The sequence below is a fragment of the Mycetohabitans endofungorum genome, from assembly GCF_037477895.1.
Lineage (GTDB): Bacteria > Pseudomonadota > Gammaproteobacteria > Burkholderiales > Burkholderiaceae > Mycetohabitans.
Genome location: NZ_CP132744.1, coordinates 1366872 through 1389571 on the forward strand (window position 1 = coordinate 1366872; position 22700 = coordinate 1389571).

The 22700-nt window shown below is 55.1% G+C and carries 35 protein-coding genes and 2 pseudogenes; 22 read left to right on the forward strand and 15 right to left on the reverse strand.

Going from position 1 to position 22700, the window contains the following annotated elements; all coding sequences use genetic code 11:
- Nucleotides 1-103 precede the first annotated feature (103 nt).
- Genes RA167_RS05745 through RA167_RS05760 form a run of 4 tightly spaced genes read right to left on the reverse strand, consistent with a single transcriptional unit; the run spans nucleotide 104 to nucleotide 2431 of the window.
- Nucleotides 104-565 carry a hypothetical protein gene (locus RA167_RS05745; protein ID WP_076787059.1) on the reverse strand — a complete coding sequence of 154 codons (462 nt, stop codon included), beginning with the start codon at nucleotides 563-565 and terminating at the stop codon, nucleotides 104-106.
- A 59-nt stretch (nucleotides 566-624) separates the two neighbouring features.
- Entirely contained in the window at nucleotides 625-1131 is a 507-nt protein-coding gene (locus RA167_RS05750; protein WP_076787062.1) for a siphovirus Gp157 family protein, read from the reverse strand.
- Nucleotides 1132-1140: 9 nt separating this feature from the next.
- Nucleotides 1141-1770, reverse strand: coding sequence for a hypothetical protein (locus RA167_RS05755; protein ID WP_076787064.1), 630 nt, complete (start codon nucleotides 1768-1770; stop codon nucleotides 1141-1143).
- A gap of 13 nt (nucleotides 1771-1783) precedes the next feature.
- Nucleotides 1784-2431, reverse strand: coding sequence for an AAA family ATPase (locus tag RA167_RS05760; protein WP_076787066.1), 648 nt, complete (start codon nucleotides 2429-2431; stop codon nucleotides 1784-1786).
- Between the two features lie 206 nt (nucleotides 2432-2637).
- On the opposite strand from RA167_RS05760, the gene RA167_RS05765 reads away from it, so the two are divergent.
- Nucleotides 2638-3021: a DUF1640 domain-containing protein gene (locus RA167_RS05765; protein WP_076787068.1), complete on the forward strand. Its 384-nt coding sequence runs from the start codon at nucleotides 2638-2640 to the stop codon at nucleotides 3019-3021.
- 225 nt (nucleotides 3022-3246) lie between these two features.
- Here the strand turns inward: RA167_RS05765 and RA167_RS05770 are convergent, their stop codons facing one another.
- Both RA167_RS05770 and RA167_RS05775 read right to left on the reverse strand, forming a co-directional pair.
- Nucleotides 3247-3591: a hypothetical protein gene (locus RA167_RS05770; RefSeq protein WP_076787072.1), complete on the reverse strand. Its 345-nt coding sequence runs from the start codon at nucleotides 3589-3591 to the stop codon at nucleotides 3247-3249.
- Between the two features lie 547 nt (nucleotides 3592-4138).
- On the reverse strand, nucleotides 4139-4600 hold the full coding sequence (locus RA167_RS05775; RefSeq protein WP_083706066.1) for a helix-turn-helix domain-containing protein: 462 nt from the start codon (nucleotides 4598-4600) through the stop codon (nucleotides 4139-4141).
- Between the two features lie 39 nt (nucleotides 4601-4639).
- Here RA167_RS05775 and RA167_RS05780 point away from each other — a divergent pair, with 39 nt between their 5' ends.
- The 6 genes from RA167_RS05780 to RA167_RS05805 all read left to right on the forward strand — a co-directional run bounded on the left by RA167_RS05780 (nucleotide 4640) and on the right by RA167_RS05805 (nucleotide 7894).
- Nucleotides 4640-4885: a helix-turn-helix domain-containing protein gene (locus RA167_RS05780; protein ID WP_076787077.1), complete on the forward strand. Its 246-nt coding sequence runs from the start codon at nucleotides 4640-4642 to the stop codon at nucleotides 4883-4885.
- Between the two features lie 303 nt (nucleotides 4886-5188).
- Complete coding sequence (locus RA167_RS05785; protein ID WP_139337116.1) at nucleotides 5189-5743, forward strand: hypothetical protein; 555 nt, start codon at nucleotides 5189-5191, stop codon at nucleotides 5741-5743.
- On the forward strand, nucleotides 5740-5883 hold the full coding sequence (locus RA167_RS05790; protein WP_175972449.1) for a hypothetical protein: 144 nt from the start codon (nucleotides 5740-5742) through the stop codon (nucleotides 5881-5883). Before RA167_RS05785 ends, RA167_RS05790 begins: the two co-directional genes overlap by 4 nt.
- A gap of 36 nt (nucleotides 5884-5919) precedes the next feature.
- Nucleotides 5920-6798 (forward strand): hypothetical protein, encoded by an 879-nt coding sequence (locus RA167_RS05795; protein ID WP_175972450.1) that lies wholly within the window; start codon nucleotides 5920-5922, stop codon nucleotides 6796-6798.
- Nucleotides 6785-7447 carry a hypothetical protein gene (locus tag RA167_RS05800; RefSeq protein WP_076787083.1) on the forward strand — a complete coding sequence of 221 codons (663 nt, stop codon included), beginning with the start codon at nucleotides 6785-6787 and terminating at the stop codon, nucleotides 7445-7447. The genes RA167_RS05795 and RA167_RS05800 overlap by 14 nt, the downstream gene beginning before the upstream one ends.
- A gap of 72 nt (nucleotides 7448-7519) precedes the next feature.
- Nucleotides 7520-7894: a hypothetical protein gene (locus tag RA167_RS05805; protein ID WP_076787085.1), complete on the forward strand. Its 375-nt coding sequence runs from the start codon at nucleotides 7520-7522 to the stop codon at nucleotides 7892-7894.
- Between the two features lie 21 nt (nucleotides 7895-7915).
- Here RA167_RS05805 and RA167_RS05810 read toward each other — a convergent pair whose 3' ends face one another.
- Both RA167_RS05810 and relB read right to left on the reverse strand, forming a co-directional pair.
- A complete protein-coding gene (locus tag RA167_RS05810; protein WP_076787087.1) occupies nucleotides 7916-8185 on the reverse strand; it encodes a type II toxin-antitoxin system RelE family toxin in 270 nt (89 codons plus the stop codon).
- Nucleotides 8169-8396: a type II toxin-antitoxin system RelB family antitoxin gene (gene relB, locus RA167_RS05815; protein ID WP_076787089.1), complete on the reverse strand. Its 228-nt coding sequence runs from the start codon at nucleotides 8394-8396 to the stop codon at nucleotides 8169-8171. Before relB ends, RA167_RS05810 begins: the two co-directional genes overlap by 17 nt.
- Before the next feature lie 599 nt (nucleotides 8397-8995).
- Between relB and RA167_RS05820 the strand changes: the two genes are divergently transcribed.
- Nucleotides 8996-9172, forward strand: a complete 177-nt coding sequence (locus tag RA167_RS05820; RefSeq protein WP_175972451.1) for a hypothetical protein — start codon at nucleotides 8996-8998, stop codon at nucleotides 9170-9172.
- Nucleotides 9173-9382: 210 nt separating this feature from the next.
- Here the strand turns inward: RA167_RS05820 and RA167_RS05825 are convergent, their stop codons facing one another.
- From RA167_RS05825 to RA167_RS05845, 5 genes are all read right to left on the reverse strand, one after another.
- Complete coding sequence (locus tag RA167_RS05825) at nucleotides 9383-9664, reverse strand: type II toxin-antitoxin system YafQ family toxin (protein ID WP_076787091.1); 282 nt, start codon at nucleotides 9662-9664, stop codon at nucleotides 9383-9385.
- Nucleotides 9651-9917, reverse strand: a complete 267-nt coding sequence (locus tag RA167_RS05830) for a type II toxin-antitoxin system RelB/DinJ family antitoxin (protein WP_076787093.1) — start codon at nucleotides 9915-9917, stop codon at nucleotides 9651-9653. The genes RA167_RS05825 and RA167_RS05830 overlap by 14 nt, the downstream gene beginning before the upstream one ends.
- A 625-nt stretch (nucleotides 9918-10542) precedes the next feature.
- Complete coding sequence (locus RA167_RS05835) at nucleotides 10543-10773, reverse strand: hypothetical protein (RefSeq protein WP_217697096.1); 231 nt, start codon at nucleotides 10771-10773, stop codon at nucleotides 10543-10545.
- 140 nt (nucleotides 10774-10913) lie between these two features.
- A complete protein-coding gene (locus RA167_RS05840) occupies nucleotides 10914-11327 on the reverse strand; it encodes a type II toxin-antitoxin system HicB family antitoxin (RefSeq protein ID WP_076787094.1) in 414 nt (137 codons plus the stop codon).
- 24 nt (nucleotides 11328-11351) lie between these two features.
- Complete coding sequence (locus RA167_RS05845; protein WP_076787096.1) at nucleotides 11352-11534, reverse strand: type II toxin-antitoxin system HicA family toxin; 183 nt, start codon at nucleotides 11532-11534, stop codon at nucleotides 11352-11354.
- 100 nt (nucleotides 11535-11634) lie between these two features.
- Here RA167_RS05845 and RA167_RS05850 point away from each other — a divergent pair, with 100 nt between their 5' ends.
- The 5 genes from RA167_RS05850 (at nucleotide 11635) to RA167_RS05870 (ending at nucleotide 15756) form a co-directional block, all read left to right on the forward strand.
- Nucleotides 11635-11985, forward strand: a complete 351-nt coding sequence (locus RA167_RS05850) for a DUF5681 domain-containing protein (protein WP_076787098.1) — start codon at nucleotides 11635-11637, stop codon at nucleotides 11983-11985.
- A gap of 2 nt (nucleotides 11986-11987) precedes the next feature.
- A complete protein-coding gene (gene terL, locus RA167_RS05855) occupies nucleotides 11988-13370 on the forward strand; it encodes a phage terminase large subunit (RefSeq protein WP_076787100.1) in 1383 nt (460 codons plus the stop codon).
- 7 nt (nucleotides 13371-13377) lie between these two features.
- Complete coding sequence (locus RA167_RS05860) at nucleotides 13378-14043, forward strand: anti-CBASS protein Acb1 family protein (protein ID WP_076787101.1); 666 nt, start codon at nucleotides 13378-13380, stop codon at nucleotides 14041-14043.
- A protein-coding gene (locus tag RA167_RS05865) for an IS5 family transposase (RefSeq protein ID WP_139337118.1) occupies nucleotides 13992-14797 on the forward strand; the annotation gives its coding sequence in 2 pieces (ribosomal slippage) (nucleotides 13992-14322 and nucleotides 14322-14797; 807 coding nt in all). Before RA167_RS05860 ends, RA167_RS05865 begins: the two co-directional genes overlap by 52 nt.
- A complete protein-coding gene (locus tag RA167_RS05870; RefSeq protein ID WP_286132783.1) occupies nucleotides 14791-15756 on the forward strand; it encodes a DUF1073 domain-containing protein in 966 nt (321 codons plus the stop codon). The genes RA167_RS05865 and RA167_RS05870 overlap by 7 nt, the downstream gene beginning before the upstream one ends.
- A 544-nt stretch (nucleotides 15757-16300) precedes the next feature.
- On the opposite strand, the gene RA167_RS05875 is transcribed toward RA167_RS05870, so the two are convergent.
- Nucleotides 16301-16699 (reverse strand): type II toxin-antitoxin system death-on-curing family toxin, encoded by a 399-nt coding sequence (locus RA167_RS05875; protein ID WP_076784842.1) that lies wholly within the window; start codon nucleotides 16697-16699, stop codon nucleotides 16301-16303.
- Nucleotides 16700-16702: 3 nt separating this feature from the next.
- Nucleotides 16703-16903: a hypothetical protein gene (locus tag RA167_RS05880; RefSeq protein ID WP_076784843.1), complete on the reverse strand. Its 201-nt coding sequence runs from the start codon at nucleotides 16901-16903 to the stop codon at nucleotides 16703-16705.
- Nucleotides 16904-16958: 55 nt separating this feature from the next.
- Here RA167_RS05880 and RA167_RS05885 point away from each other — a divergent pair, with 55 nt between their 5' ends.
- From RA167_RS05885 to RA167_RS05925, 9 genes and pseudogenes are all read left to right on the forward strand, one after another.
- A complete protein-coding gene (locus tag RA167_RS05885) occupies nucleotides 16959-17573 on the forward strand; it encodes a lysis system i-spanin subunit Rz (RefSeq protein WP_370642914.1) in 615 nt (204 codons plus the stop codon).
- Nucleotides 17574-17801: 228 nt separating this feature from the next.
- Nucleotides 17802-19157, forward strand: coding sequence for an F-box protein (locus RA167_RS05890; protein WP_076784844.1), 1356 nt, complete (start codon nucleotides 17802-17804; stop codon nucleotides 19155-19157).
- A 311-nt stretch (nucleotides 19158-19468) separates the two neighbouring features.
- Nucleotides 19469-19576 (forward strand): annotated as a pseudogene (locus RA167_RS05895) (lysozyme); the annotation flags it as partial.
- A gap of 214 nt (nucleotides 19577-19790) precedes the next feature.
- Nucleotides 19791-21176 carry a hypothetical protein gene (locus tag RA167_RS05900; RefSeq protein ID WP_076784845.1) on the forward strand — a complete coding sequence of 462 codons (1386 nt, stop codon included), beginning with the start codon at nucleotides 19791-19793 and terminating at the stop codon, nucleotides 21174-21176.
- Nucleotides 21151-21396 (forward strand): type II toxin-antitoxin system HigB family toxin, encoded by a 246-nt coding sequence (locus RA167_RS05905; protein ID WP_076784846.1) that lies wholly within the window; start codon nucleotides 21151-21153, stop codon nucleotides 21394-21396. The genes RA167_RS05900 and RA167_RS05905 overlap by 26 nt, the downstream gene beginning before the upstream one ends.
- A gap of 4 nt (nucleotides 21397-21400) precedes the next feature.
- The gene (locus RA167_RS05910; RefSeq protein ID WP_076784847.1) at nucleotides 21401-21766 is read left to right on the forward strand and encodes a helix-turn-helix domain-containing protein; all 366 of its coding nucleotides are present in this window, start codon (nucleotides 21401-21403) and stop codon (nucleotides 21764-21766) included.
- An 84-nt stretch (nucleotides 21767-21850) separates the two neighbouring features.
- Nucleotides 21851-21952 (forward strand): annotated as a pseudogene (locus tag RA167_RS05915) (lysozyme); the annotation flags it as partial.
- Between the two features lie 79 nt (nucleotides 21953-22031).
- Entirely contained in the window at nucleotides 22032-22298 is a 267-nt protein-coding gene (locus RA167_RS05920; RefSeq protein WP_076784848.1) for a BrnT family toxin, read from the forward strand.
- Nucleotides 22285-22620 (forward strand): BrnA antitoxin family protein, encoded by a 336-nt coding sequence (locus RA167_RS05925; protein WP_076784849.1) that lies wholly within the window; start codon nucleotides 22285-22287, stop codon nucleotides 22618-22620. The genes RA167_RS05920 and RA167_RS05925 overlap by 14 nt, the downstream gene beginning before the upstream one ends.
- The last annotated feature ends 80 nt before the right edge of the window (nucleotides 22621-22700 follow it).

The following is a 22700-nucleotide window of genomic DNA, read 5'->3' on the forward strand; positions in this document are numbered from 1 at the left end:
GGTATCGATTCTTCTTGGAGAGTCAGTGCACTCGCGCGTTGCCGGACACGCGTGCGTCGCCGGACACCTGCACGTTGCCGCACATTTGTACGTAGTCGGATACTCAAGCGTTGCTGGACACCCACACGTAGCCGGATACCCGTGCGTAGTCGAACACCCGCGCGTCGCCGGACACTAGAGCGTCACCGGACACCCGCGCGTTGCCAGACACCCATGCGTTGCCAGACACCCGCGCGTAGTCGAATACCCGTGCGTTGTCGAATACCTGCGCGTTGCCGGACACCCGTGTGTAGCCGAATACCTGTGCGTTGTCGAACACCCGCGCGTCGCCGGATACCTGCGCGTTGCCGTATACCCGTGCATTGCCAAACACCCACGCGTTGTTTGCTTGCGAAAGGTTCTCTTCTTTCTCCACGTAACCGCCGATATCACCAGCGCTGACGCCTGCGAACGAGACAAGTGCGCGGATGCGGAAGAGCCTTACACCAAACTCTTCAATAAATTGATCATCGATAAGTTTGAATTTCTTGATAATGGTCATGCCTTCACCGTTTGGGTTGTTCATGGTGCCAATTCTCCTTGGGTAGACGGACGGTTGTTTCACCAAAGCATGAGACATCTGCGTTAAGGCTTGATTTCGAGGCGCTGGCTGTATTCGATCCGACAGCCCGGCACGTCGCCCCCATCTTTGATTGCTCGTGCGATCAACTTCTTGTCTGGCTTTGGCGGTGGAGGTGGCGGATCTGTCATGTACGCCATTGGAACCTGGCGCTCGTCATCGATGACGACCTTGGCAGGGTTCTCACGCACGGCAAGCTTGAAGTACGGGCATTCGAGCTTTTGCACGCCGCTCATTAGCATGTTTTGCAGCAGATATGCTCTGATTCGCTCTGCAAGTTTCGCATAGGTTTGCGCACGCGTCTGCATTTGTTCAATCGCGATTTGAATCTGCTCCGCCGACGCTTCGAGGTTGCGAATCACGAACGCAACGTTTTGAGCTTTGGTGATTAAATCTCCGCTAATCGATTCAAGCGTGTCTGCTACGGTTTGCTCATCGATATCGAGTTCCACCAGTCTATCGGCCGCTTGTCGGTACTCACTGGCAATTTGGTATAAGGTCAGGTCACTCACACCAACTCCTCAAAAGGGAATGTCGTCATCTATGCCCGACGAACTGTTAGCGTCAGGTATAGGGCCGCCCGGCTGAGAAGCTTGCCCCACAACGCGCTTCAACGGACGATGGCGAAGCGCCTGGATCATCTTCGAGAGTTGCGTCGGCTCAACCTTTTTGTCGAGGATTTCTCCAGCCATCAATCCGCTTGAGGCCTCAAAAAAGGCGGCGGGCACGACTTTGGTTCCGATGCTTCCGTCCTTTTTTAGATAGTCCTCAGTTTCAAACAAAATGCCTACTTGCTTGTTCATGAGATCCTTGAACACCTCGGTGTCAAACTCCTGAACGCTGTTCGTTTCCCGGCCCCACTTCTTCACGGTGGCGTGAGAGGGAGTGATGCTTTTGATATGCAAGCACGCCATCAGCGCTTGTAACTGCTTGAAGCCGAACAGTGGTTCGCCTTGTGCTTTCATGGTCCAAAGCGTGAAATTTGCGCTCAAGCGTTCTGGTGTCTCGAATGCAAAGTCGATGCCACAGGTGCCTTTGGCGCTCGTTACATCTTCTGCGCGGGTGAATATCCCAACATACTTTCCAATGTCAGTGATACGTACGATGCGTTCATCGGCTTGACGTGCTACGTTTGTGTCTAGTGCATACATGATGTGTTTCCGTTCAGGCGGTTTCGTTCAGTTCGTAGAAGGCGGTAATGGCGTGATCAACCGCTGACAGGTCATTCGGAATGCGCTCTGATCCGAACAAACCCATCGGACTTTTAACGGTGTCGCGTCCGTTGTTACGTGTGGTGAAGGTGTATTCGCTATCGGTCACGTCGGTGCGTAGAACGATTGTGAACATCCCTTCGATCGTAATCTTCTCGTCCAACATCTTTCCGATCGTCTTGATCTTCGTGGTGCCTGACTGATCTTCTTCGGTATGGCTGAGCACATAAACGCGCACGTCATCGGGCAGCATGCCGGCAGCGCAGAGTACATCCCATGCGTGGCGGCCAATCTCGGTGAACTTGTCAAATCCCCGTTCGTCGCTGCGGCGCATGAATTCGTTGGCAAGCATGTACTGGAAGTCGTCCAGCACAATGACCTTGCGTCTGGTATGCTGCATGATCGTGATAATCTTTTGGGATTGATCCGATACGAGGATGTTGCCCGCCTTGTCCTTCGTGTGATAAGCCCATCCTGCTGCACGAAAAGGCAGCGGCTTACGGATAGTCTGGATCAAGAGGGTGTGTGCCGGGTCCATCTTGCAGAGGGAGGTGGACTTTCCGGTTCCGCTCTGACCGAGAATCAGCGTTGCGATGCTCATCTTTGACTCCTTGCGATTCGTGCCATTGAAGAAATTCTTGTAACTCTTGTTGCTGCCGGTAGTCGGGGCCGTGATCAGTGATCATGTGTTTCTCATGTCAAAGACGACAGGGTTCGGGATGCCCGTGCGTCTCCGGACGCCACAAGGAAGGGGACAGATTTGTGCTATGCTGTGTGGTATCTGGCTCAGTTTCCTGACATTTCGCCATGGCCGCCATCGCCTTCGACACACTGAAATTTGCCAACCGGCTCAAGACCGCCGGTGTGCCACCCGCGCAGGCTGAAGCGGAGGCCGAGGTGTTTGCGGATATCTTTGAAGCCAATTTCGACGCGTTGGCGACCAAGGCTGATCTGCGTGAACTCGAAATGCGCTTGGATGCCAAGGTGGACAAGGGATTCGCGGAAGTCAGGGGCGAGATTGATAAAAGATTTGCGGAATTCAGGGGCGAACTTGATAAAAGATTCGCGGAAGTCAGGGGCGAACTTGATAAAAGGTTTGCGGAAGCCAAAGGCGAAGCGTTGCTCCTTAAATGGATGCTCGGTGTGACGGTTGCTAGCACGACGTCTCTCCTAATCAGATCGTTCTTCTGAAGAAGTAACCTTTTTGCTCAAACGGCATGAGGCGCACGCTGTTACCTGTCGAGATTCACAACAATCAATACGCCTAGCGTGATTGCAAAGCATGCGAGCGCGACGGCTCTATCCGACATTCCGGACCGAAGAAGAATCCGATCCCACAGCGGCGGGGTGATGTCCTTGGCATCGTTTAGGCCGGTAAGGCGCTTGTTTTCGGTGCAAGTCCTGGTCTTGTGCATCTCAGCGCTCCGTTTCTAATTTTCCGACGTCGCAGATAGCTTCTGTTTCTGCATCCTCGCGCATCGCGTCCAACACGATGTTTTTGACCATCGCGCCAAATTGAGCGTCGCTCACTAACCATGTGGCGCGCAGCGCTTCGCCGTGCTTCGACTGCATTGCGCTGTGCATACCGCCAACAATATCGTCATACGTCAGCCTGCTGACCTTACGTGCGAACCTCTCTTTGGCGATGGACGCAATGAGTTCGTCACGCTCCGTCTCGGCGTCTGCGCGGTCATCCATTTCTGCCTTTTCGCGGGCGTAGTGGTAGTCCCGGAGTTGATCCACATTTGTGTAGAGAGTCATAGCTGCCTCACTCGGTGCGCGTCAGGTAACGCCATAGAAGCAACTATACGTCAATGAATATATACAGTCAATACGTAGATGAATAAATTTGCGTGTCGTTGTCAACCACGCGTGCGCACACTGTGGTGCGCGCGGCTATCTATCAGGCTGAAAGGCATGTATTACGGACACGCGAACGCGCGAGGTAAATCATTCAGGGTCCAGCAGCGCTCGCTGACCCGATCACACGGACGAAGATTCGATTTGATCTTGGGGCTTATCTAGAGAACGGCAGATGGGAGAACAGTTTATTCAATAGCCACGATAGTGGCCCACTGTACAAGTCTCATCATGCAGCAAGGCCAGTGAACGCTATAGTTTGTTGCTCTACTTTATTGATCTAAGGCAGGGTTTGACCAGCACATAGCACAGAACAAAAATAATATCAATGAATGAATAGAATTCTATAAATTCAAAAAATCATTGAATTTTTTTCTCTATCCATCATTTTTTTGCAAAATTCAACAATTCTCCCGTAGGGAAGCGAAATATTTTTGCATTCTCTCGTTTAATGGGTTCCCGTATTCCTTTTAGGTTGTGATGCCTCCCACATCTCTACGGTGGCAAGCGCATACGTCTCAATTCTATCTTTGTGTTCCCTAGGAAGGGCATCAAAGCGATGTTGCGAAAAAGCGAATGGCCAAGTGCCCCGTATCCGTGTCCCAGGATGGGTCGCATGAAGCAACTCCTTCTCTCCACGCCCTGTGAGCAGCCATTCCGCATGTATCGATAGGGCAATCGCGAGCTTGGCAATCGTGTCCGAATCCGGGTTTTCGGTATGTCCGCGCAGAAGTCTGTTGATAGTCGGCTGAGGCACGCCAGACATGCGTCCTAGAGCTGATTGGCTCTTCACACGTCGCTCTCGCATCACCTCTTTTAATCGATCGGCAAGTTCCATGTACGAAATATACGTTGGCGCATAACTGGCAGCCAAATAGCTATCCATCAATGGATTGACAGAATTATCCATTTGGGTATAGATTGTGGGTCGGCCAAGAGGAGCAGTTGAATGAAAAGTGCCAAGGATTTGATCGTCGAGTTACGTGCTGCTGGCTTAAGCCAAAGCCGTATTGCGCAAAGCACAAAACTCTCGCAAGCAACTATCAGCCGGATCGAAAACGGCCAGTCAAATGACACCAGTATGTCGCATTGGGTGCGTATTCACGAACTCCACTCGACGTATTGTGCCCCGAGGCTTGCCCCTAACATTGCAGCAACAGCATCAGATTTGTCGCCGGCTCTCTCTACGGGATGAACATGAAGCTCCAACCGCTTGCAGCGGTTTTTCAGCGTCGAGCAGCGTTGAGCGTATGGAACATCAGAAGAGCAGATGATCCAACTCGGTCCGAACTTGGAGGACTTGACACTTCTTTTGTCAAAGCAACGCGGACAGAAGAGGTGCGGCGGCTCCAACTCGCGCTCTGTCAGTTCGGCCGCCGGCTTCAAGGCGTAGCAAAGACATCCCCGCCGGGCACGATTTATCGAAGCTCGCAACGAGCACGTTTGGTTTGCCGTTGAAGTAGCCAAGTACGGAATTTACGTCCATGCGAGCCTCGTTGTGTATGGATGGAAGAAATTAGAAGCTTCAATTTTTCATACGGTGGCTCGCGTCCTTTTCCATGAGCAAGTCGATACCGTTCGTGTCATACCAAGAATTTTAGTTGAAGCAACGACACAACACGAGACAAACAATTTGCCGCGAGATGCTTTGATGCAGCGAGAACTCAACTTAAAGTCGGAAATGCAGCGCGTGGACATACGCTGCATCGATGCGCAGCCGTCAATGACAGCGGCCATCCGCTTGTGTCAGCAACTCTCCGGCTTGGACGACAAAAAGATCGTCGGAAAGCAGGGCATTGTTGCCGACGTGGCGCAGTGGTCACGCATCACCAGAAGCGGTCAACATTATTTCCCCCAGGACAAGCTAAACGCCTTCATGGATTTGTGCCACAACGAGGCACCGCTGATCTGGTTAGCACGGTCGCGGGGCTACGAACTCACGCCGCTTGAAACGGAGATGGAACGTCGGTTGCGCCTGGAGCGCGAAAAAACCGACGAACTCGAGCGTGAAAACATGCTGCTCAAGAAGCTGCTGACGGGGAGGGCGGAGTGAAAAAGGCCTATCGCACACTGATTGTATCGCAAGCGTTTACCGTCGCTTGCGTGGTCAACCTCTCCGGCTGGTGCCCGTTGCAAGCGCAGTCCAAGCGCACACACGGCACCATGTTTAAACAGGCGGAACTGACGGCATAAGCGTCGTACATCATAGACGGTTGAATGGAGCTAAGCATGGCCCGTGCACGAAACATCAAGCCCGGCATTATGGAAAACGAGGATTTAGCCGAGTTGGACCCGTTTGCCCGACTCCTTTTCATTTATCTGTGGATGCTGGCGGACCGCGAAGGCCGTCTTGAAGACCGCCCCAAGAAAATAAAAGTAAAAGCGTTACCGTATGACAATGTGGACGCGGATGCACTGCTTAATAGTTTGCAGTCCAAGGGTTTCATTGTGCGATACACCGTCTCTGGCGTCGGATACATTCAAATTCTGTCGTTTTTGAAGCACCAGAAGCCACACTCGAACGAAACGCCGAGTGAGATACCACCTTGGAGCCAAGAACTTGCTACCAAGGTAGAAAGTCCTTGTGACCTTGAGGAGAAGGGCTGCAAACCCAAGCAGCAAGCACTTGGCCCTTGTATCTCTGATTCTCTGATTGACGGATTGACTGATTGTCTGATCCCTAGCAAAATCCTTTTGCCCCCGACTGCGTCGGAGGCGCCCTCAAAAAAGCTTAAAGCGGAAAAGCCGCTTGTGCCGACAACCGAGATCTGGCGCGCGTACGCGACTGCCTACCAGCGCAGGTACGGCGCGTTGCCAGTGCGCAACGCAAAGGTCAACGGCCAGCTATCGCAGCTGTTGCAGCGCCTTGGCAAGGACGAAGCGCCAGGCGTTGCCGCTTGGTACGTGGACAGCAACAAGCGTTACTACGTGCAAAAGATGCACCCGGTGGACTGCCTGCTGGCCGATGCCGAAGCTTTGAGAACGGAGTGGGTGACAAATCGCAGGGTGACCGAGACACAGGCACGCGAGGCGGATCGGTTGCAGGCGACGGGCGATATGTGGGCGCGAATCCTACGGGATGCGGAGGTGGTTAATGGCGGCAGCTGACTTGATTCAGGCGGTGGCGGCCACGGCCGAGTTGTGCGGCACGAGTCTAAGCGAGGCGGCGGCCAAGATGCTGGTGGCCGATCTGGCCGCGTTTGATGAGCAAGCAGTGATTGTCGCGCTATCGAAATGCCGGCGTGAGTTAAGAGGTCGGCTCACACTCGCGGAGATCCTTTCACGGATTGATGATGGCCGTCCGGGGCCACAGGAGGCGTGGGCGATGTTGCCGCGTGACCTCAACGCGACGGTGGTGATCACCGATGAGATGGCGCAGGCTTGGGGCCTGGTGCGCAGCCTTCTGAGCGAAGGGGAATGGGTGGCGGCTCGTATGGCGTTCCTGGAGGCGTACACGAGGCTGGTAACGGACGCGCGCCACGCAGCCAAGCCTGTCAGGTGGTTCGCCTCGCTGGGGTACGACAAGGAAGAACAACAGGCGGTTATCACACGTGCAGTTGAGACGGGCCGTTTAACGCCCGAGCACGCCAAGGCGCTACTGCCCGGGCCCGTAGACGGACCGATGAGCCAGTTCCTGCTGACCGGAAATGCAGCCCCGTTGCTTGAGGCACAATCGCCAGCGAACCGGGCTGCTGCGCTGGATAACCTCGGCGAAATAAAGAAGATTATCGCCCGCGTCTGTGGAGCGAAAGCATGAGCGGCAACAGGGAACTGTACCGGCCCGTGCATCCCATATTGCAGGCAGTAAGGGTAACGGAAGTGGGAAAGCATGAACGGAGATAACCAGGCGCTACATGAGTTTTGCTTGCGTTGGGTTGAGTGGAGCAGGACACGGCGGCTTTATGCACCATTGCGGCCAAAAAATATTTTGCTACGGCTTAGAGAACCGGCAGGGCTGGGCGATGAGCGTGATGCGGAACTGGATGCGGCGCTAAATTTATTCAACGTGGCGTTGATAGCATACCCGGAAGGACGATCCAAACAAACATTCATGGCGTTCTATCTGGGTCGGGTCCGCCCGGTTAAGCGAGCAGCCTATGAACTGGGTTATTCGCGCATGGGTTTTTTCAAAGCCGTGCGCCGGGTGCGGGAGAACGTGTATGCGGTCTCACGCCGCTTGATGCAGGATCGGGAGCAGGTCTAATTCTTTGATCCGTTTTGCTGCTCATCGGTACACCTCGCGACGGTTTCCGATTCGCACAACGAGAATGCGCAAAGCGCCGTCCTCGATACTGGCAATAATTCTGCAATCCCCGACACGGTATTTCCAGAAAGCCCTCAAGCGCGAACCTTTGAGGGCTTCGCCAATGCTGCGAGGGTCGTCCAGTACGGAGACACGCTCATGTAGGAAGGCCAGGATACGGCGGGCACATTGCGGATCAAGTTCCTTGAGGTTCTTGCGTGCCAGGCTCGATAGTTCAACCTTCCATGCCATAGTGTTTCATCACTTCTTCGAGCGGTGCGGTTTCGGATTTTCCCGCGCGGATCGCTTCAAGTTCACGCTCGGCCAAGTACAAATCCTCAAGATCGTCGAGGTGTTCGCAAATCGCCTCAGTGATGTAAAAGCTTTTGGTGCGCCCAGTCAGTTCGGCCAGGTTCTTCAACCGGGCTTCCACATCGCTAGGCAGTCGAATTGAAAGGGCCATAGCGCTATGCTCCTTGGATAGTGTGATACAAGTATCGTACAAGGCTGGGCGAAGCGCAAGCCCCTTTGTCCAGAAAACGGTGCATTTGCAGATGCCGCATGACGATCGTGGTGAGCTATGCCTTTGCCTTGCTTCCCGCATCAAGCGTATGCGGATAGTTGGTTCCGGTAAAGAACGGAATGTAACCGAATGAAAAAATGTAAACTTTTTAGTTTACTTAATAAAAGTTTACATTTTCCCCAGTTTTTTGTATCATTTTTGAAAGGCTGGATTTTAACGTCCAGACGAAACAACGCGTTGAAAGGCGTGATTTTTAAGCCCTGAGCCGGGTCAATCGGCCAGGGCTTTTTTCATTGACCGACTCATCGGCCATCCAGACCGCCAGGTCACCGGCCAGGACAAGCCGGCGAGTGTCCTCAACAACCCCGGCAGTGCGTCAAGCTTATCTCCTACTGGCAAGGACGCACCGCTGACCCGGCGTGAAGGGTATGAACATTTAGTAATCACCGAAAAGTCGCCGTAAAAGCGAAAGCCCCGAACCGTTGGTAGCGGTCGGGGCTTTCTTGTTTCCACCCCTTGCAGCACCAAGAGGAAGAACGTTGTTCAAGTATACGCCGAAATATCAGGTGAAGGTGGACGGAAAGATGAATTCGACCGATGCTGGAATCGTGGGACGCCGACTGGCTAATGCCGCATTGATCCTAGCAGCCGGGGCCTTTTGCTTTGGGTTTGGTTTCGGTATTAGCTACATCGTACACGCGATTCGCTGGTGGTGAAAGAGAGGCGGAACATGCCGATTCCGTTCCCTCATGGTTTCTGCAATCCTGTTTATGCGCAGGTATTCGAATAGCGGGCAGAGCGGCTGAGCGAAAACCGGCGGGCTTCTTTCGTGATTGACTCCTCGGCCATCCAGACCGCTCGCAGGCCAGGACAAGCCGGCGAGTGTTCGTAACAATCCCGGCAGTGCGTCGAGGCTTTACTCCTGTTTAACCAAAAAGTTCGCTGTGTGAACCAAGCCGCGCCAATCTGAGCGTGTCGGAATCCGACTTTCGGTAAATTAACAGCAGGTCGGGCTTGATGTGGCACTCGCGATAGCCTGCCCAATCGCCGGAAAGGTCGTGGTCACGGTAGCGTGCAGCTAACGGCCGGTCAGTCGCGAGAGCGAGTAGCACCAGCTTGAGCGCATCATCCAGTGTGGCACGGTGTTGCCCCTTGGCTTCCCGCTTGTAATCGCGTTTGAACGCAGACGATCGGTCAATCGTCCGCATGCAGATCCGCCATCAGACTATCAACACTGGTGAACTTCTTGCCCTTGCCCGCTTCCAGTTCAGCAATCGCTTTGCGTGTGGTGGCGTTGGGTACCTTCACCTCAAACGGCAGGCGGTGTTCATCAGCGATGCGCAGCATCAGCAGACGGATGGCATCGGAAATCGATAGCCCCATCGCTTCAAGCGCGCTCGCGGCGCGTTCCTTGGTGTGGGTGTCGATGCGAGCACGGACGTAGGTATCAGCGGTACTCATGGTCACGCTCCTTAAACAGTGTACCAATCCGATTGTAGTCACAAATGGACTACAAGACAAGTCTCGGGCGGCGCGCGCAGCCGAAGGCTTTACCCTGAGTAACTGGCCCTTACAGCGCAAGCATAGCAACAAACCAGCGTGGCAAGCCGTTTGTCAAAGGGCAAACAGGCAACCCCAAAGGCCGCCCGAAGCGTAACACTTAAGTAACTTTTTAGTTTACTTAATAAAAGTTTACATTTTCCCCAGTTTTTTGTATCATTTTTGAAAGGCTGGATTTTAACGTCCAGACGAAACAACGCGTTGAAAGGCGTGATTTTTAAGCCCTGAGCCGGGTCAATCGGCCAGGGCTTTTTTCATTGACCGACTCATCGGCCATCCAGACCGCCAGGTCACCGGCCAGGACAAGCCGGCGAGTGTCCTCAACAACCCCGGCAGTGCGTCAAGCTTATCTCCTACTGGCAAGGACGCACCGCTGACCCGGCGTGAAGGGTATGAACATTTAGTAATCACCGAAAAGTCGCCGTAAAAGCGAAAGCCCCGAACCGTTGGTAGCGGTCGGGGCTTTCTTGTTTCCACCCCTTGCAGCACCAAGAGGAAGAACGTTGTTCAAGTATACGCCGAAATATCAGGTGAAGGTGGACGGAAAGATGAATTCGACCGATGCTGGAATCGTGGGACGCCGACTGGCTAATGCAGCGTTAATTTTGGCAGCCGGGTTCGGTAGCGCGGCGCTGATTTGGGCGATTCGCTGGTGGTAGTTGCGGATGATGTTGAAAGAAATGCCAGCGCAAAGATTTTGGGCGATCTGGCTGCTTGGCTTGTTATATTTTTCCGCCAAGTTCCTTGACGTACCCATTGTAGTTTCATGGTTGAGTCGATAAAACTCCAAGTTTTAAGCAGTTATGGCCCTTAACAGCGCAAGAACAACAAAAAAACAGCGGGGCAAGCCGTTCGAGAAGGGACAAACAGGCATTCCCAAAGGCCGCCCGAAGCGTACTATCGGCGCATGGATCGACGCTCGCCATCCTGCATCTCATGCTCTGCCGCAAGCGCAAGGAAAGCGGAGCGCGACAGCTTCCGTTCTTGTGCAGCGGAATCAATTTTCTGCACCAAGCGTTCGGGCAAGCTGATGTTAAGCCGCACCGCCTTTGCGTTGATTTTGGAAAGATCGATGTCGAATAACATCCAAACGCCGCCCTCGTATTCAGGATGGTGTGTCAGTTCTTCGAGTGGTGACGGTTCCGGAATTGGCCCTTCCTCGCTGTCAAAATGCGCTTCGACTGCCTCTTGAACGGCAGCCGGCAGGTCGGCCCAGTTGTCGGCCGCAGCGAAGCAGCCTGGAAAATCCGGGAATGTGACACCGTGGGCATGCTTGGCGTCGCCCACATGGACATAGAGTGGATAGAGCATTGTTTTCCTCTCAAAAACCGCCGGTCACTTCAAGCCAGCCTGTTTCAGGATACTGCGCACCGTGCCCATCGGAAGGTCCTTCTTCGGGTGTGGCACTGTAACCTTACCGGCTTTGCTTGCATGCTTGAACTGGTGATGCGATCCGACCGTGCTCGCAAGGAACCAGCCATCGGCTTTCAGAAGCCGAATAAGGTGGGTGCTATTCATGTGTGTAATTATACACATTGTGCGCTGGCGCACAACTCCGGCCGGTCATCCATAAACCACCCGGATTGTGAACCCAGCGACAGGCTTACTTGAAGCCAATATGACTTTTAACAGCGCAAGAACAGCAAAAAAACAGCGGGGCAAGCCGTTCGAGAAGGGACAAACAGGCAACCCCAAAGGCCGTCCTAAACGCACGCAGGAAGAATTGGACCTGATCGCCGCGTGCAAAGCCAAAACGCCCGACGCGCTTGAGGCGATCGAATCGATCATGTTGGGTGGCAAGAACGAGCGCAACCGGTTGTCGGCTGCGCTGGCGATCATCGAGCGGGGTTATGGCAAGCCGGTACAGGGCGTGGAACTAGGGGGCACGGGCGGCGGGCCGATTCAAAGCATAAACATGCCTCCAGATAAATTCTGGGAGATCGCCAAGACCATCGCCGATGAGATTTGACTATGCATCCATTCAGCCCGGACGAACACTTCGCGGCTGCAAAGATGGCACAAGCGGATTTGTACTTCTTCTCGCGCTGGATGTTCTATCAGCGCCGCCGGTACAAATGGCTGCGCGGCCCGCACCACAAAGCAATCTGCGATGCGCTAATGCGTGTCTTCTTCGGTAAGGCCAACCGGCTAATCATCAACGTACCGCCCCGATATTCAAAAACTGAACTCGCGGTAGTCAACTTTATCGCTTGGACACTCGGACAGGTACCCGATGCCGAGTTCATCCACGCGAGCTACGCTGCACCGCTGGCCGCAAATAACAGCGCCAACGTGCGCTCGCTCGTGCAGCACGAGGCTTACCAGCAGGTTTTCCCAGCCTGCCGCTTAGCCTCGGATTCGAAAAGCCACTGGAGCACCACCGAGGGCGGCGTGATGTACGCCGCTGGTGCCGGGGGTACGATTACTGGCTTTGGTGCGGGTAAGCACCGCGAGGGCTTTGGCGGCGCAATCATCATTGACGATCCGCACAAGCCCGACGAAGCCAAGAGCGATGTCATCCGACAGGGCGTCATCGATTGGTTTCAGAACACGCTGGAGAGCCGCAAGAACAGCAAGGACACGCCGATCATCCTGATCATGCAGCGCCTGCATGAGCACGATTTGGCAGGTTGGTTGCTCGATGGTGGCAACGGAGAATCGTGGGAGCACGTTTGTTTGCCTGCAATTCAAGCCGATGGCACGGCGCTATGGCCAGAGAAACACACCATTGATGATCTGAGGCGGATGGAGCAGGCGGCTCCCTATGTGTTTGCAGGGCAATACCTGCAACGCCCATCTCCACCGGATGGTGGCCTCATCAAGCCGGACGCAATCACGACAATCGACGCGCTACCTGTGGGCACGATCAAATGGGTGCGCGGTTGGGATTTGGCCGCGACCATCGACGGCGACTATACGGCAGGCGCGAAGCTGGGCAAGCTGGAGGATGGCCGCTTTGTCATTGCTGACGTGGTGAGGTTGCGCTGCGGTCCCGACGAGCGGGACGCGGCACTGACGAACACAGCCGCTCGCGATGGCAAATCGGTGCGCATTAGTCTGCCCCAAGACCCAGGTCAGGCCGGCAAGACTCAGGCGCTATATCTGACCCGCAAGCTGGCGGGCTACGCGGTCACCACCTCGCCAGAATCCGGCGACAAGGCGACACGGGCCGAACCGCTGGCCGCGCAGATCAACGTCGGTAATGTGCTCATGCTGCGCGGTCCGTGGAACGACGCCTTGCTTAACGAAATGCGACTGTTCCCCAATGGAACGCATGATGACCAGGTCGATGCGTGCTCACGCGCGTTTGCCGAAATCATGGTGCACAAGCGCGGCTTCTTTGATCTGGATTAAAACCGACATGTTCAACTGGTTACGACGCAAGGATGAGCCGCCCCAAGCCCCCGAGACCCCAAAGTCCGGGGGCTTTTTCACGACCAAGCACGATCTGCGTGTCGGCCAGACTGAGGCGTGGGCACATTTGCAGGCATCAACGTTTCAACGCTCGGTGGCCGATGATTTTTGCGCCGCCGACGTCGGCATGGACGCGAACGAACTTGAAAACAGCGTCAAGCGCGTTGCAACGCTCCGACAGGAAAACATGCCAGCCGCGCAGGTCGGTTGGTATGCGTCACAGAGCTTTATCGGCTACCAACTCTGCGCGCTGATTGCACAGCATTGGCTGGTTGACAAGGCATGCACGATGCCGGGTAAGGATGCGATCCGCAATGGCTATACGGTTACGGTCAACGACGGTACAGGAGTGGATGCGGGGGTCATCGACGCAATCCGCAGGGAGGATAAGCGTTTCCGAATCAACCACCACATGCGCGAGTTCGTGCGCATGGGGCGTGTATTCGGCATTCGCATCGCCATGTTCGTGGTCCAGTCAACCGACCCTGAATATTATGCCAAGCCATTTAGAGTCGCTAACGCAACCTGGACGTCAGGCCGTAAGGCGCGTATCCTGGGGTCATGGCAAGGCGCAAAATCAGCAATGAATTGTGGGCGGTGCTGGAGCCGTTGATTCCAGCGTTCGCGCCCTCACCCAAAGGCGGGCGTCGGCGCACTGTTGGCGACCGGGCGGCATTGAACGGCATCGTGTATGTCCTGCATACAGGCATTGCATGGGAAGACTTGCCCCAGGAGCTCGGCTTCGGCAGCGGCATGACATGTTGGCGACGATTGCGCGACTGGCAGGCCGCCGGCGTGTGGAGCAGGTTGCATCTGGCCATGCTTTGCCGGTTGCGTGAACATGACCAAATTGATTGGGAGCGAGCGAGCCTAGATGCGGCCAGCGTTGCCAGCCCCCGGGGGGCCAGGAAACCGGCCCCAACCCGACGAACCGGGGCAAACTCGGGAGCAAACGGCATCTGGTCGTAGATGCCCGAGGCGTTCCCTTGGCGATCACAGTCACAGGTGCCAACCGACATGATTCGATGGCGTTCGAGCGCACCCTCGATACTCTCCCAGCCGTGCCGGGCTTGAGCGGTTCGCCGCGCAAGCGTCCGAGCAAACTGCATGCGGACAAGGGCTACGACTTTGCCCGCTGCCGACGCTATCTGAAGCAACGCGCAATCACTGCACGCATCGCCCGTCGCGGCGTAGAAAAGCGTGAGCGGCTCGGACGGCATCGCTGGGTAGTCGAGCGCACGCACGCCTGGTTTGCCGGTTTTGGTAAGCTGCGCATCCGCTTTGAGCGGCGTTTGGACATTCATATCGCCTTGCTCCGCTTGGCTGCTGCCGTTATCTGTTCGCGCTTCGTGGACGACTTGTGTTAGCGACTCTTAATCCAGACGGCGTGACACCAGGCAGCTATAAGGGCATCCGGCAAATCGACCCATACTGGGTGGTGCCAGAATTGAACTCGACGGCTATAACCGACCCGACAAGCCTGCACTTTTACGAGCCGACTTACTGGCGCATCAATGGCAAGCCGATCCATCATTCGCATCTGATTATCTTGCGCACTGGCGAAGTTCCGGATGTATTGAAACCGACTTACTACTACGGTGGCGTGCCGGTGCCGCAGAAGATTTTCGAGCGCGTCTATGCTTCCGAGCGCACGGCCAACGAGGCTCCGTTGCTCGCGATGTCCAAGCGCAGTACGGTCATTCACATGGACGTGGAAAGTGCTGTCGCCAATCAGGCAAAGTTTGAGCAGCGGATGGCGACCTGGGCTCACTATCGCGACAACCACGGCATCAAGGTTGTTGGCACGGAAGAGCAAATCGAGCAGTTCGACACCGCGCTAGCGGACTTCGATGCGGTCATCATGACGCAGTATCAGCTTGTCGCGGCGGCGGCGAACGTGCCGGCCACCAAGCTGCTTGGCACATCGCCCAAGGGTTTTAACGCAACGGGCGAGTTCGAAGAAGCGAGTTACCACGAAGAACTGGAAAGCATTCAGGCGCATGACCTGACGCCTCTGCTGGATCGTCATCACTTGCTGGTCATCCGCTCGGAGATTGCGCCGAGGTTTGGCGTCGTGCCATTTGAGACGACGGTGGCATGGAACCCGCTGGATTCGATGACGGCAAAGGAGCGCGCCGAAGTCAACAAGATGGAAGCGGAAACCGGTGCCATTCTGGTGCAGTGCGGGGCCATCGACGGCATCGATGAACGCCGCCGAATCACCCAGGACCCCACCAGTGGCTACACCGGCATAGAGGAAGCCATGCCGGCTGACCCGCCTGATAAGGCGGGTGATGAATTGCCTGAGGATGACGATGGCACGTAAGCTACTGGCCCGCAAAAAGGCAGCGTGGGCGGATCAGTTCAAACCAGCCGTGCTACGCGGCAAGCCGCTGCGCGTGAGTGCTGGCTTACAGGCACGCTATCAGCAGGACCTGGAGCGGCTTGTCGCCGAGATGACGGCTGCCAGTCACAAAGAAATTGTCGCGCTGTTCGATAGCCCGTCAGCGCAAACCTTCTTTGCGCAGGACGCCAGCCTATCGAGCCAGACACGCATCGTGACAAACGCGCTGACCCGGCGTGTACGCAAGCGTTTCGCGCTCAAGGCAAAGGCAATCGTGAAGCGCATGGTCGCGGGTGCAGATAAGGCAAGCAGTGCCAGTTTGCACAGCAGCCTACGTGACCTGTCCGGTGGACTGTCTCTCAAAACCACAGCCCTGCCATCGACCGCAAAGGAAATCCTTGCCAGTTCGGTAGCCGAAAACGTGGGCCTCATCAAGTCGATTGCCGATCAGTATTTGGCCGGCGTACAGGGTGCGGTCATGCGTGCAATCACCAGCGGCAACGGGCTACAAGACCTGATCCCCTATCTACGGGAACAGGTAGAGCGCGACGAGGTAGTCGCGCAGCAGCGAGTGGTCAATCGCGCCTTCGGCTGCGCCCACCATGAGCTCAGCCAGATGGATTTCGCTCTGCTCGGAGGCGGCGGGAATAACATAGCCATTCTCCCTGAGAAATTCTAGCGTGCAGATTAGAGCGGTGCGCTTGTTGCCGTCATTAAAGGCATGGGCTCGCGCAATGGCGACCGCATACATTGCAGCGATCGCGAACGCATCGTCCATCTCTTCGTTTTCGTAATGGAGGCGGTTGTCAATGCGAGCCAATGCGGCATCCACAGCACCGGGGCCGCCGCCAGAGAATCCGGACAGGCCGCCCTCGGCGCGCAAGACATTGTCGTGAGCGGCAATCACATATTCGGCGCTGAGCATGGGTCAGTGGTCCTTGAGGATTTTGAAGGCAAGGGCATGCTCCCTGAGCACGTAATCCAGGCCTTCCTGAACCCTCTGGCGGCCTTCAGGTGTGGACATGACCTGGGTCATATCCACAATGGGTTTTTTGGGCATCTGTGCGTAACGGAGTCGCGCCTCTTCGATCTGTTCTGCACTGAAGCCCTCGATGAGTTTGTGTTTCACGATGCATATCCTAAAGTGGGCGGCGAAAGTTACATTTTACCCGTCAGCTATCGAGATGCTCAAAGCGAAACGTTTCGGAATCGGAACCCATTTAAATGAAACTGAACATGACAGTTGCGTTTTCATTGCCATGCTGATCAAACCTTCCTGCTCGCTTGTTGCGGCTGTCATCGCTGCCATGCTCTCGGGTGTCGGTGTGTCAATTTACTACCGTGTTCGCCTCGCGCACGCGCATGCCGAAGCCGCAGCTGTTCGCGAGCGACACGCCCTTGACTTAAAAGCCATTTCCGATGCTACATTGGCCGCTGAGCGCAAGGCAGCGGAGAACCGCCAAGCCGCAGCACAAAGGATCGAAGCCCTGGATGCCCAACTGACAAAGGAACGCCAAGCCCATGAAACCGACAGCCATCGTTACCGTGCTGCTCTTGCCGTTGGTGCTGAGCGGCTGCGTGTCGCCGTCGCAAACTATCCAACCCGTGGCGACGATCTGTCCGGAACTGCCGGCACCGCCAGCGTGGGCGATGGAGCCACCGCCTACGCAGACCTCGACGCAGCGGTTGCAGAGCGCGTTTTCGCCGTCGCGGCCGACGACCAGCGAGAAATAGACAAGCTTCGCGCGCTCCAGCGTTACGTGTGTGCGGTGCGATCGGAGACGGCTGGATGCAAGTGAAATCTGCGTCACTGATATTCGAGCCAAACGTCTTGTAGTTTGCCGAGTAAGGTAGATTATCTTAGCATTGCCAGCATACGATGTAGCGGCCCTTGCTCGTCGGCATTGCGTTATGCGTCAAAAATAGCGATCGCTGCTTATCGCTATGCTAATTTCCCTGTTTCTGGCTAACCTGCTATACAGCATCGCTTCGCGTTGCGCGCGTTTCACTCCTTACCGAGCTTGCCGATGGACTTTGATTTAAACTCCACTTTAAACAACACTCAAGTGGCCATTTATGCAATGGACAAGCACGCCAACCAGCAGGCTCCAGCTGCGCCATCTATAGGCATTAAACGATCGGTAAGCATCACACCCGACACACCGGCAAAAAGGCTTGAAGCTTACCCCGCGCTGCCGACCGAAGTCGTTTTACAGATTGCTGACCACTTATCGCTCGACGATATCCCCGCCTTTTCACTGGTAAATAAGCGCACTTATTATTTAATGGAAGAGCGGCGGTGGGCTTGGCGCTGCTACCAGCAAGCGGCTCACGTCTACGATCTCGCGTCGCTACAGCAGTTAATCAATGACATCGAGCGTATTCAAGCTGAACCATATCTACGGGCCGAGCCTATCGCAGCACTTTGGCAACGATCGCAATCATTGGGGCTATCCAGAGTGCAAAAAACCGAGGCGTTTAAGCAACTGTTTGCGGCGGCCGACCGCCTTCCAAAACAGGGCCTTATTTTACAAAAAAAGATGCTTGCTTCATTGATTTACATCATGGCTAGCGAGCGGTCCAAAGTATTTAATTTTGCTTATGAAATAGCTGCACGGCGTCAACCCGATCAAGAAAATTTTTGGCCTGAGTTGGCCAACGCGCTTGTTTTTATATGGACGCCGTCTCGGTACTTTGAAAAATATGAAATGTTGCTCTGCCGGCTACCATACCTGAATATGTCTCAAAAAGCTGAGCTAATTCCTGTATTGGCTAGACGACTGCGATCCGACCATCGGATTGACCCTGACGGGAGCAAGGCTCTCTCAACCTATGCAATACTACAGCAACAAATTTTATCTCTGCCTCCGTCACAGCAAGGCGCATCGATCGGCGCGCTGGCCGCCGCTATACAAGAATTGCCCGAAGCAGCGCGTGCAGTACTGTACACAGAAATGAGACAGCTGGCACTATCGCTTTCGGACGAGCAGCTGGGAGCTGCACTGCGCTATCTTCCAGTCGGGTTGGCTGAGTTGCCGCGCGAGCAACACGCGCACGAACTTCAGTTACTGGAGCCGGCGTTGCTGCGTGTGCTGCCGGCGCAGCGCGTGCAGGTCGCAATCAGCCTGCTCGGGTGTACCTATAAGCTGGACGATGCGCTCTCAAAGCAAGTGTGGCAGCGCGCGTTGAGCCTGCTTGACGGCAACAGCACAGCAGAACTGTTGAAGGTACTTAGCGAGGTAAGCTATGTGCTGAGAACTTCAAAAGGGCAAGATGCAGTCAACGAAATTACGGCTTTTATGGACCGTAACCATTTCACTGAGCAGACACGTGTAACGGTACTCGAGCATTTATTGCGGATACGCAACGATTACGTAGCGTAGCCGAAATCATTGAACCGCCTCGGCTTCACGGGGGCCAGTTGGTTTAAGTTGAGACCGTTTCAGCGGTCTGGCTGGCGAGTTTGTGCTAGTAGTTTGCCTCAGCCTCAGGCGGAGGGCTGTGCCCGGTGGAACCAAGCCGCAACCGTACTCGCAGCCTTAGCCTGAACATGATTAGGCGCTTGCATCATGGGCTGCACATTCCTGCTGAAGCACTGATTGGAAAGCCCGGTTGATGCCCCGAATTTTGTTCCGCAACGCTAAAGCCACCCTAAGTAGGACAAGGGTTTGCGGGCCGTGATCCACTCCCGGTGCAGCGCGTTTTCGCCGTCGCGCCCGACGACCAGCGAGAGATAGACAAGCTTCGTGCGCTACAGCGCTACGTGTGTACGGTGCGACCAGCGACGGCAGGATGTAGCTAAGCCCGCGCCATCACTTATTGGAGCCGTATGTCGTTCGGTTAGCTCGCCTACATTGTCAATGTGCGATATAGCAGTCCCATTTGTTGACCTTACTTTATCCGCCAGAAGTCTAGCTTTCGCTGTTCATTGCTGTGCTAATCCGTCTGCTTTCCGCTAGCCTGCTGCGCAGCAGCGCTTCGCACTGCGTGTGTCGGACCTCTTGCTGAGTTTGTGAATGGACTTTGATCTGAATGCTGCTTTAAACGACTATAGTGCCTACATCCGCGCGTTGGAGTCGTGCCCGCAACCCGCCGCGTCGGTGCCACCGCCACGGCAGCCACTAAGCAGCGCTTTAGCTAACACGTCGGCCAGCCGGCCCACGACATATCATGACCTGCCGCCCGAACTGATTGAGCGGATCGGTGACTACGTGCCCGTTCAAGACGTGAAAAATTTTTCAGTAGTCAATCGTCGCACGTATCATGCGATGCAAACCAGGCAGTTAGTCTACCGCTACTGGCAACGAGCCAACCAAGCCGTAAGTCTCGCGTCAATCAATCAACTGCTCAATGAGATGGATGGCACGCTCGCCGATCCGGCGCAGCACGTCGAGCCGATTGACGCGTTGCGCCAGCGTCTGCAAGCATTGCCGGAGGCCGAGCAAGGCGAAGCGTTCAAGCGATTGTTCGCAGCCGCGCAGCGCATTCCGAAGCATGGGTTACCAATACAAAAGGCGCTGATGCTGAGATTTCGTTATTTGCCATGGTATCAGCGTCTTGAAGTATTTGACTTCGCTCACGCCTTAGTGGCACAGCGCGAGCCTGAGCAGGACAATGTCTGGCCGGCACTGGCGATTGGATTGATCGATTTCAACATCGGCTCACCGGAGTTCATCGAGCGTTATCAGGCGATCTTGGCGCGGCTGCCGTCGTTGAACGTGTCCCAGCAAGCGGAGCTGATTTCGGCCTTGTCCGGGCTACTGGGGCATTTGCATTCGGATATGACACACCCGAGCCTAACCGCGCAATACGCGATTTTGTGCGAACAGGCTCTACGCCTTCCACCCGCTTATCAGGGTGTGGCAGTTGGTGCGTTGGCGGAGAGCATATGGGTCTTGCCAAAAACGGAGCAGCCCGTGCGTTACGCGCAAATGCGCGACTTAGCTTTATCGCTGCCAGACGAGCAGTGGGGAATCGCATTGCGCCATTTGCCTGTGGCGGGAATCGAGGCGTTGCCACCTGACCAACATGCACAAGAGTTGGCCTTGTTCGAGCGCCATTTGGCGCGTGTGCCAGCGGCGCAGCGTGAGGGGGCGGCGCTCGGATTGCTGTCTAGTATTCGTTATCTGGATGAGGCGCTGTCGCAGCGAGTATGGCCGCAAGGGTTGGATCTAATCAATGGCAGGGGCGAAGCGGCGTTATTGCGTTTGCTCACCGGGCTTCAGACATATTCTGTGTTCGTGACCATTAACGATCGAAAATTATTATCCGCCAAGGCTCAGGTCATCGAGTTTATGGAGGCCAATCGTTTCTCTGAGGCGGCCCGTGCACGCATCCTAGACAGTGTTCGATGGTGGAACTTGCCATGGCGCATGCATGAAAGCATTGTTGGCATGGCATGAAGAGGCCCGTAGCACCATATGGACATCGACGCAAGATACCAAGGAACGTTACGCGTCAGTCAGCTTCGTTGGACGTAACCGGGTTGTGTTCAACATCAAAGGAAACGCTTATCGTCTGATTGTGGCCGTCGCCTACCGCCTAGGCGTGGTTTACATCAAATTTGTCGGTACTCACGCCGAATACGACAAAATCGATGCCTTAGCGGTGGAACTGGAGTAACAAAATGGAAATTCGTCCGATTCACACTGAGCAGGATTATAGCGAAGCGCTGAAAGCTATTGCCGCGCTGGTGGATGCTGATCCGGCGCCCAACACCCCGGAAGGCGACCAGTTGGAAATTTTATCGACCTTGGTCGAGAACTACGAGGCCAAGCACTTTCCGCTGGAATTGCCGGATCCGATTGAGGCGATCAAATTTCGCATGGAACAAGGCAATTTGTCAGTGGCCGACATGCAACCTTACTTGGGTAGTACAAGTCGAGTGTATGAAGTGCTAAACCGTACTCGCAACCTTAGTCTGAACATGATTAGGCGCTTGCATCACGGGCTACACATTCCTGCTGAAGCACTGATTGGAAAGCCCGGTTGATGCCCCGAATTTTGTTCCGCAACGCTAAAGTCACCCTAAGTAGGGCAAGGGTTTACGGGCCATGATCCAATGCCGGTGCAGTGTGTTTTCGCCGTCGCGGCCGACGACCAGCGAGAGATAGAGGAGCTTCACGCACTCCAAGGCTACGTGTGTGCGGTGAGACCCGAGACAGCGAGCTGTCAGTGAACCTCGCTTGTAGGCGACACTTTATTGTATAAACAGAAAACACTTGACTCCCTTGTTTTCTGTTTATACAATAACTTCCATGAACTACGAATTCGACCCAACCAAAGATGACAGCAATCTTGATAAGCATGGGTTGTCGCTCGCTGATGCCGAGTTCTTTGAGTGGGAAACGGCCGTAGTTCGTGGGGACACACGCAAGGAGTACGCCGAGCAACGATTCGAAGCAACGGGCTACATCGGTGACCGCTTGCATGTGCTGATCTACTGCTTTCGCGGTGATGTCATCCGTGTTATCAGTCTGCGCAAGGCCAACAAGCGTGAGGAAAAGCGATATGCCGAAACTTAAAGTCGGGCACATTAGCCCCACCCCGGAAGAAGACGCTGCCATCAACACGGGCATCGCGGCTGACCCGGAGACCCGTGAGTGGACCGATGAGGATTTTGCCCAGGCGAAACCCGCAAGTGAGGTCTTACCGTCTAAAGTATATGCCGCACTGGTCGCCAAGCGCCCTCGCGGTCGCCCGAAGGCGGAAGAGACCAAGGTATTTACAGCCATACGCCTGGACGCTGACCTAGTGGAGGCGTTCAAGGCTACCGGGAAAGGCTGGCAAACTCGCGTAAATGCGGCCCTGCGCCAGTACTTGGCCGAGCACCCGCTTGCTCACTGAAGCTCCGCTTCCGTTTCGCAACGCAAAAAGCACCTAAGCGGGAGCAAGGGTTTGCGGGCCGCAATCCGACTCCGGTGCAA

Bases quoted from the DNA above. Each gene is read 5' to 3' on its own strand.
- RA167_RS05775 (WP_083706066.1), bottom strand. From the start codon at position 4,600: ATGGATAATTCTGTCAATCCATTGATGGATAGCTATTTGGCTGCCAGT.
- RA167_RS05900 (WP_076784845.1), top strand. From the start codon at position 19,791: ATGGACTTTGATCTGAATGCTGCTTTAAACGACTATAGTGCCTACATC.
- RA167_RS05795 (WP_175972450.1), top strand. From the start codon at position 5,920: ATGGCCCGTGCACGAAACATCAAGCCCGGCATTATGGAAAACGAGGAT.
- RA167_RS05745 (WP_076787059.1), bottom strand. From the start codon at position 565: ATGAACAACCCAAACGGTGAAGGCATGACCATTATCAAGAAATTCAAA.
- RA167_RS05805 (WP_076787085.1), top strand. From the start codon at position 7,520: ATGAACGGAGATAACCAGGCGCTACATGAGTTTTGCTTGCGTTGGGTT.
- RA167_RS05760 (WP_076787066.1), bottom strand. From the start codon at position 2,431: ATGAGCATCGCAACGCTGATTCTCGGTCAGAGCGGAACCGGAAAGTCC.
- RA167_RS05885 (WP_370642914.1), top strand. From the start codon at position 16,959: ATGCTCAAAGCGAAACGTTTCGGAATCGGAACCCATTTAAATGAAACT.
- RA167_RS05780 (WP_076787077.1), top strand. From the start codon at position 4,640: ATGAAAAGTGCCAAGGATTTGATCGTCGAGTTACGTGCTGCTGGCTTA.
- RA167_RS05860 (WP_076787101.1), top strand. From the start codon at position 13,378: ATGTTCAACTGGTTACGACGCAAGGATGAGCCGCCCCAAGCCCCCGAG.
- RA167_RS05800 (WP_076787083.1), top strand. From the start codon at position 6,785: ATGGCGGCAGCTGACTTGATTCAGGCGGTGGCGGCCACGGCCGAGTTG.
- RA167_RS05825 (WP_076787091.1), bottom strand. From the start codon at position 9,664: ATGCGGACGATTGACCGATCGTCTGCGTTCAAACGCGATTACAAGCGG.
- RA167_RS05835 (WP_217697096.1), bottom strand. From the start codon at position 10,773: ATGGGTACGTCAAGGAACTTGGCGGAAAAATATAACAAGCCAAGCAGC.
- RA167_RS05830 (WP_076787093.1), bottom strand. From the start codon at position 9,917: ATGAGTACCGCTGATACCTACGTCCGTGCTCGCATCGACACCCACACC.
- RA167_RS05770 (WP_076787072.1), bottom strand. From the start codon at position 3,591: ATGACTCTCTACACAAATGTGGATCAACTCCGGGACTACCACTACGCC.
- terL (WP_076787100.1), top strand. From the start codon at position 11,988: ATGCATCCATTCAGCCCGGACGAACACTTCGCGGCTGCAAAGATGGCA.
- RA167_RS05810 (WP_076787087.1), bottom strand. From the start codon at position 8,185: ATGGCATGGAAGGTTGAACTATCGAGCCTGGCACGCAAGAACCTCAAG.
- RA167_RS05840 (WP_076787094.1), bottom strand. From the start codon at position 11,327: ATGCTCTATCCACTCTATGTCCATGTGGGCGACGCCAAGCATGCCCAC.
- RA167_RS05925 (WP_076784849.1), top strand. From the start codon at position 22,285: ATGCCGAAACTTAAAGTCGGGCACATTAGCCCCACCCCGGAAGAAGAC.
- RA167_RS05920 (WP_076784848.1), top strand. From the start codon at position 22,032: ATGAACTACGAATTCGACCCAACCAAAGATGACAGCAATCTTGATAAG.
- RA167_RS05890 (WP_076784844.1), top strand. From the start codon at position 17,802: ATGGACTTTGATTTAAACTCCACTTTAAACAACACTCAAGTGGCCATT.
- RA167_RS05875 (WP_076784842.1), bottom strand. From the start codon at position 16,699: ATGCTCAGCGCCGAATATGTGATTGCCGCTCACGACAATGTCTTGCGC.
- relB (WP_076787089.1), bottom strand. From the start codon at position 8,396: ATGGCCCTTTCAATTCGACTGCCTAGCGATGTGGAAGCCCGGTTGAAG.
- RA167_RS05755 (WP_076787064.1), bottom strand. From the start codon at position 1,770: ATGTATGCACTAGACACAAACGTAGCACGTCAAGCCGATGAACGCATC.
- RA167_RS05845 (WP_076787096.1), bottom strand. From the start codon at position 11,534: ATGAATAGCACCCACCTTATTCGGCTTCTGAAAGCCGATGGCTGGTTC.
- RA167_RS05850 (WP_076787098.1), top strand. From the start codon at position 11,635: ATGACTTTTAACAGCGCAAGAACAGCAAAAAAACAGCGGGGCAAGCCG.
- RA167_RS05910 (WP_076784847.1), top strand. From the start codon at position 21,401: ATGGAAATTCGTCCGATTCACACTGAGCAGGATTATAGCGAAGCGCTG.
- RA167_RS05765 (WP_076787068.1), top strand. From the start codon at position 2,638: ATGGCCGCCATCGCCTTCGACACACTGAAATTTGCCAACCGGCTCAAG.
- RA167_RS05905 (WP_076784846.1), top strand. From the start codon at position 21,151: ATGAAAGCATTGTTGGCATGGCATGAAGAGGCCCGTAGCACCATATGG.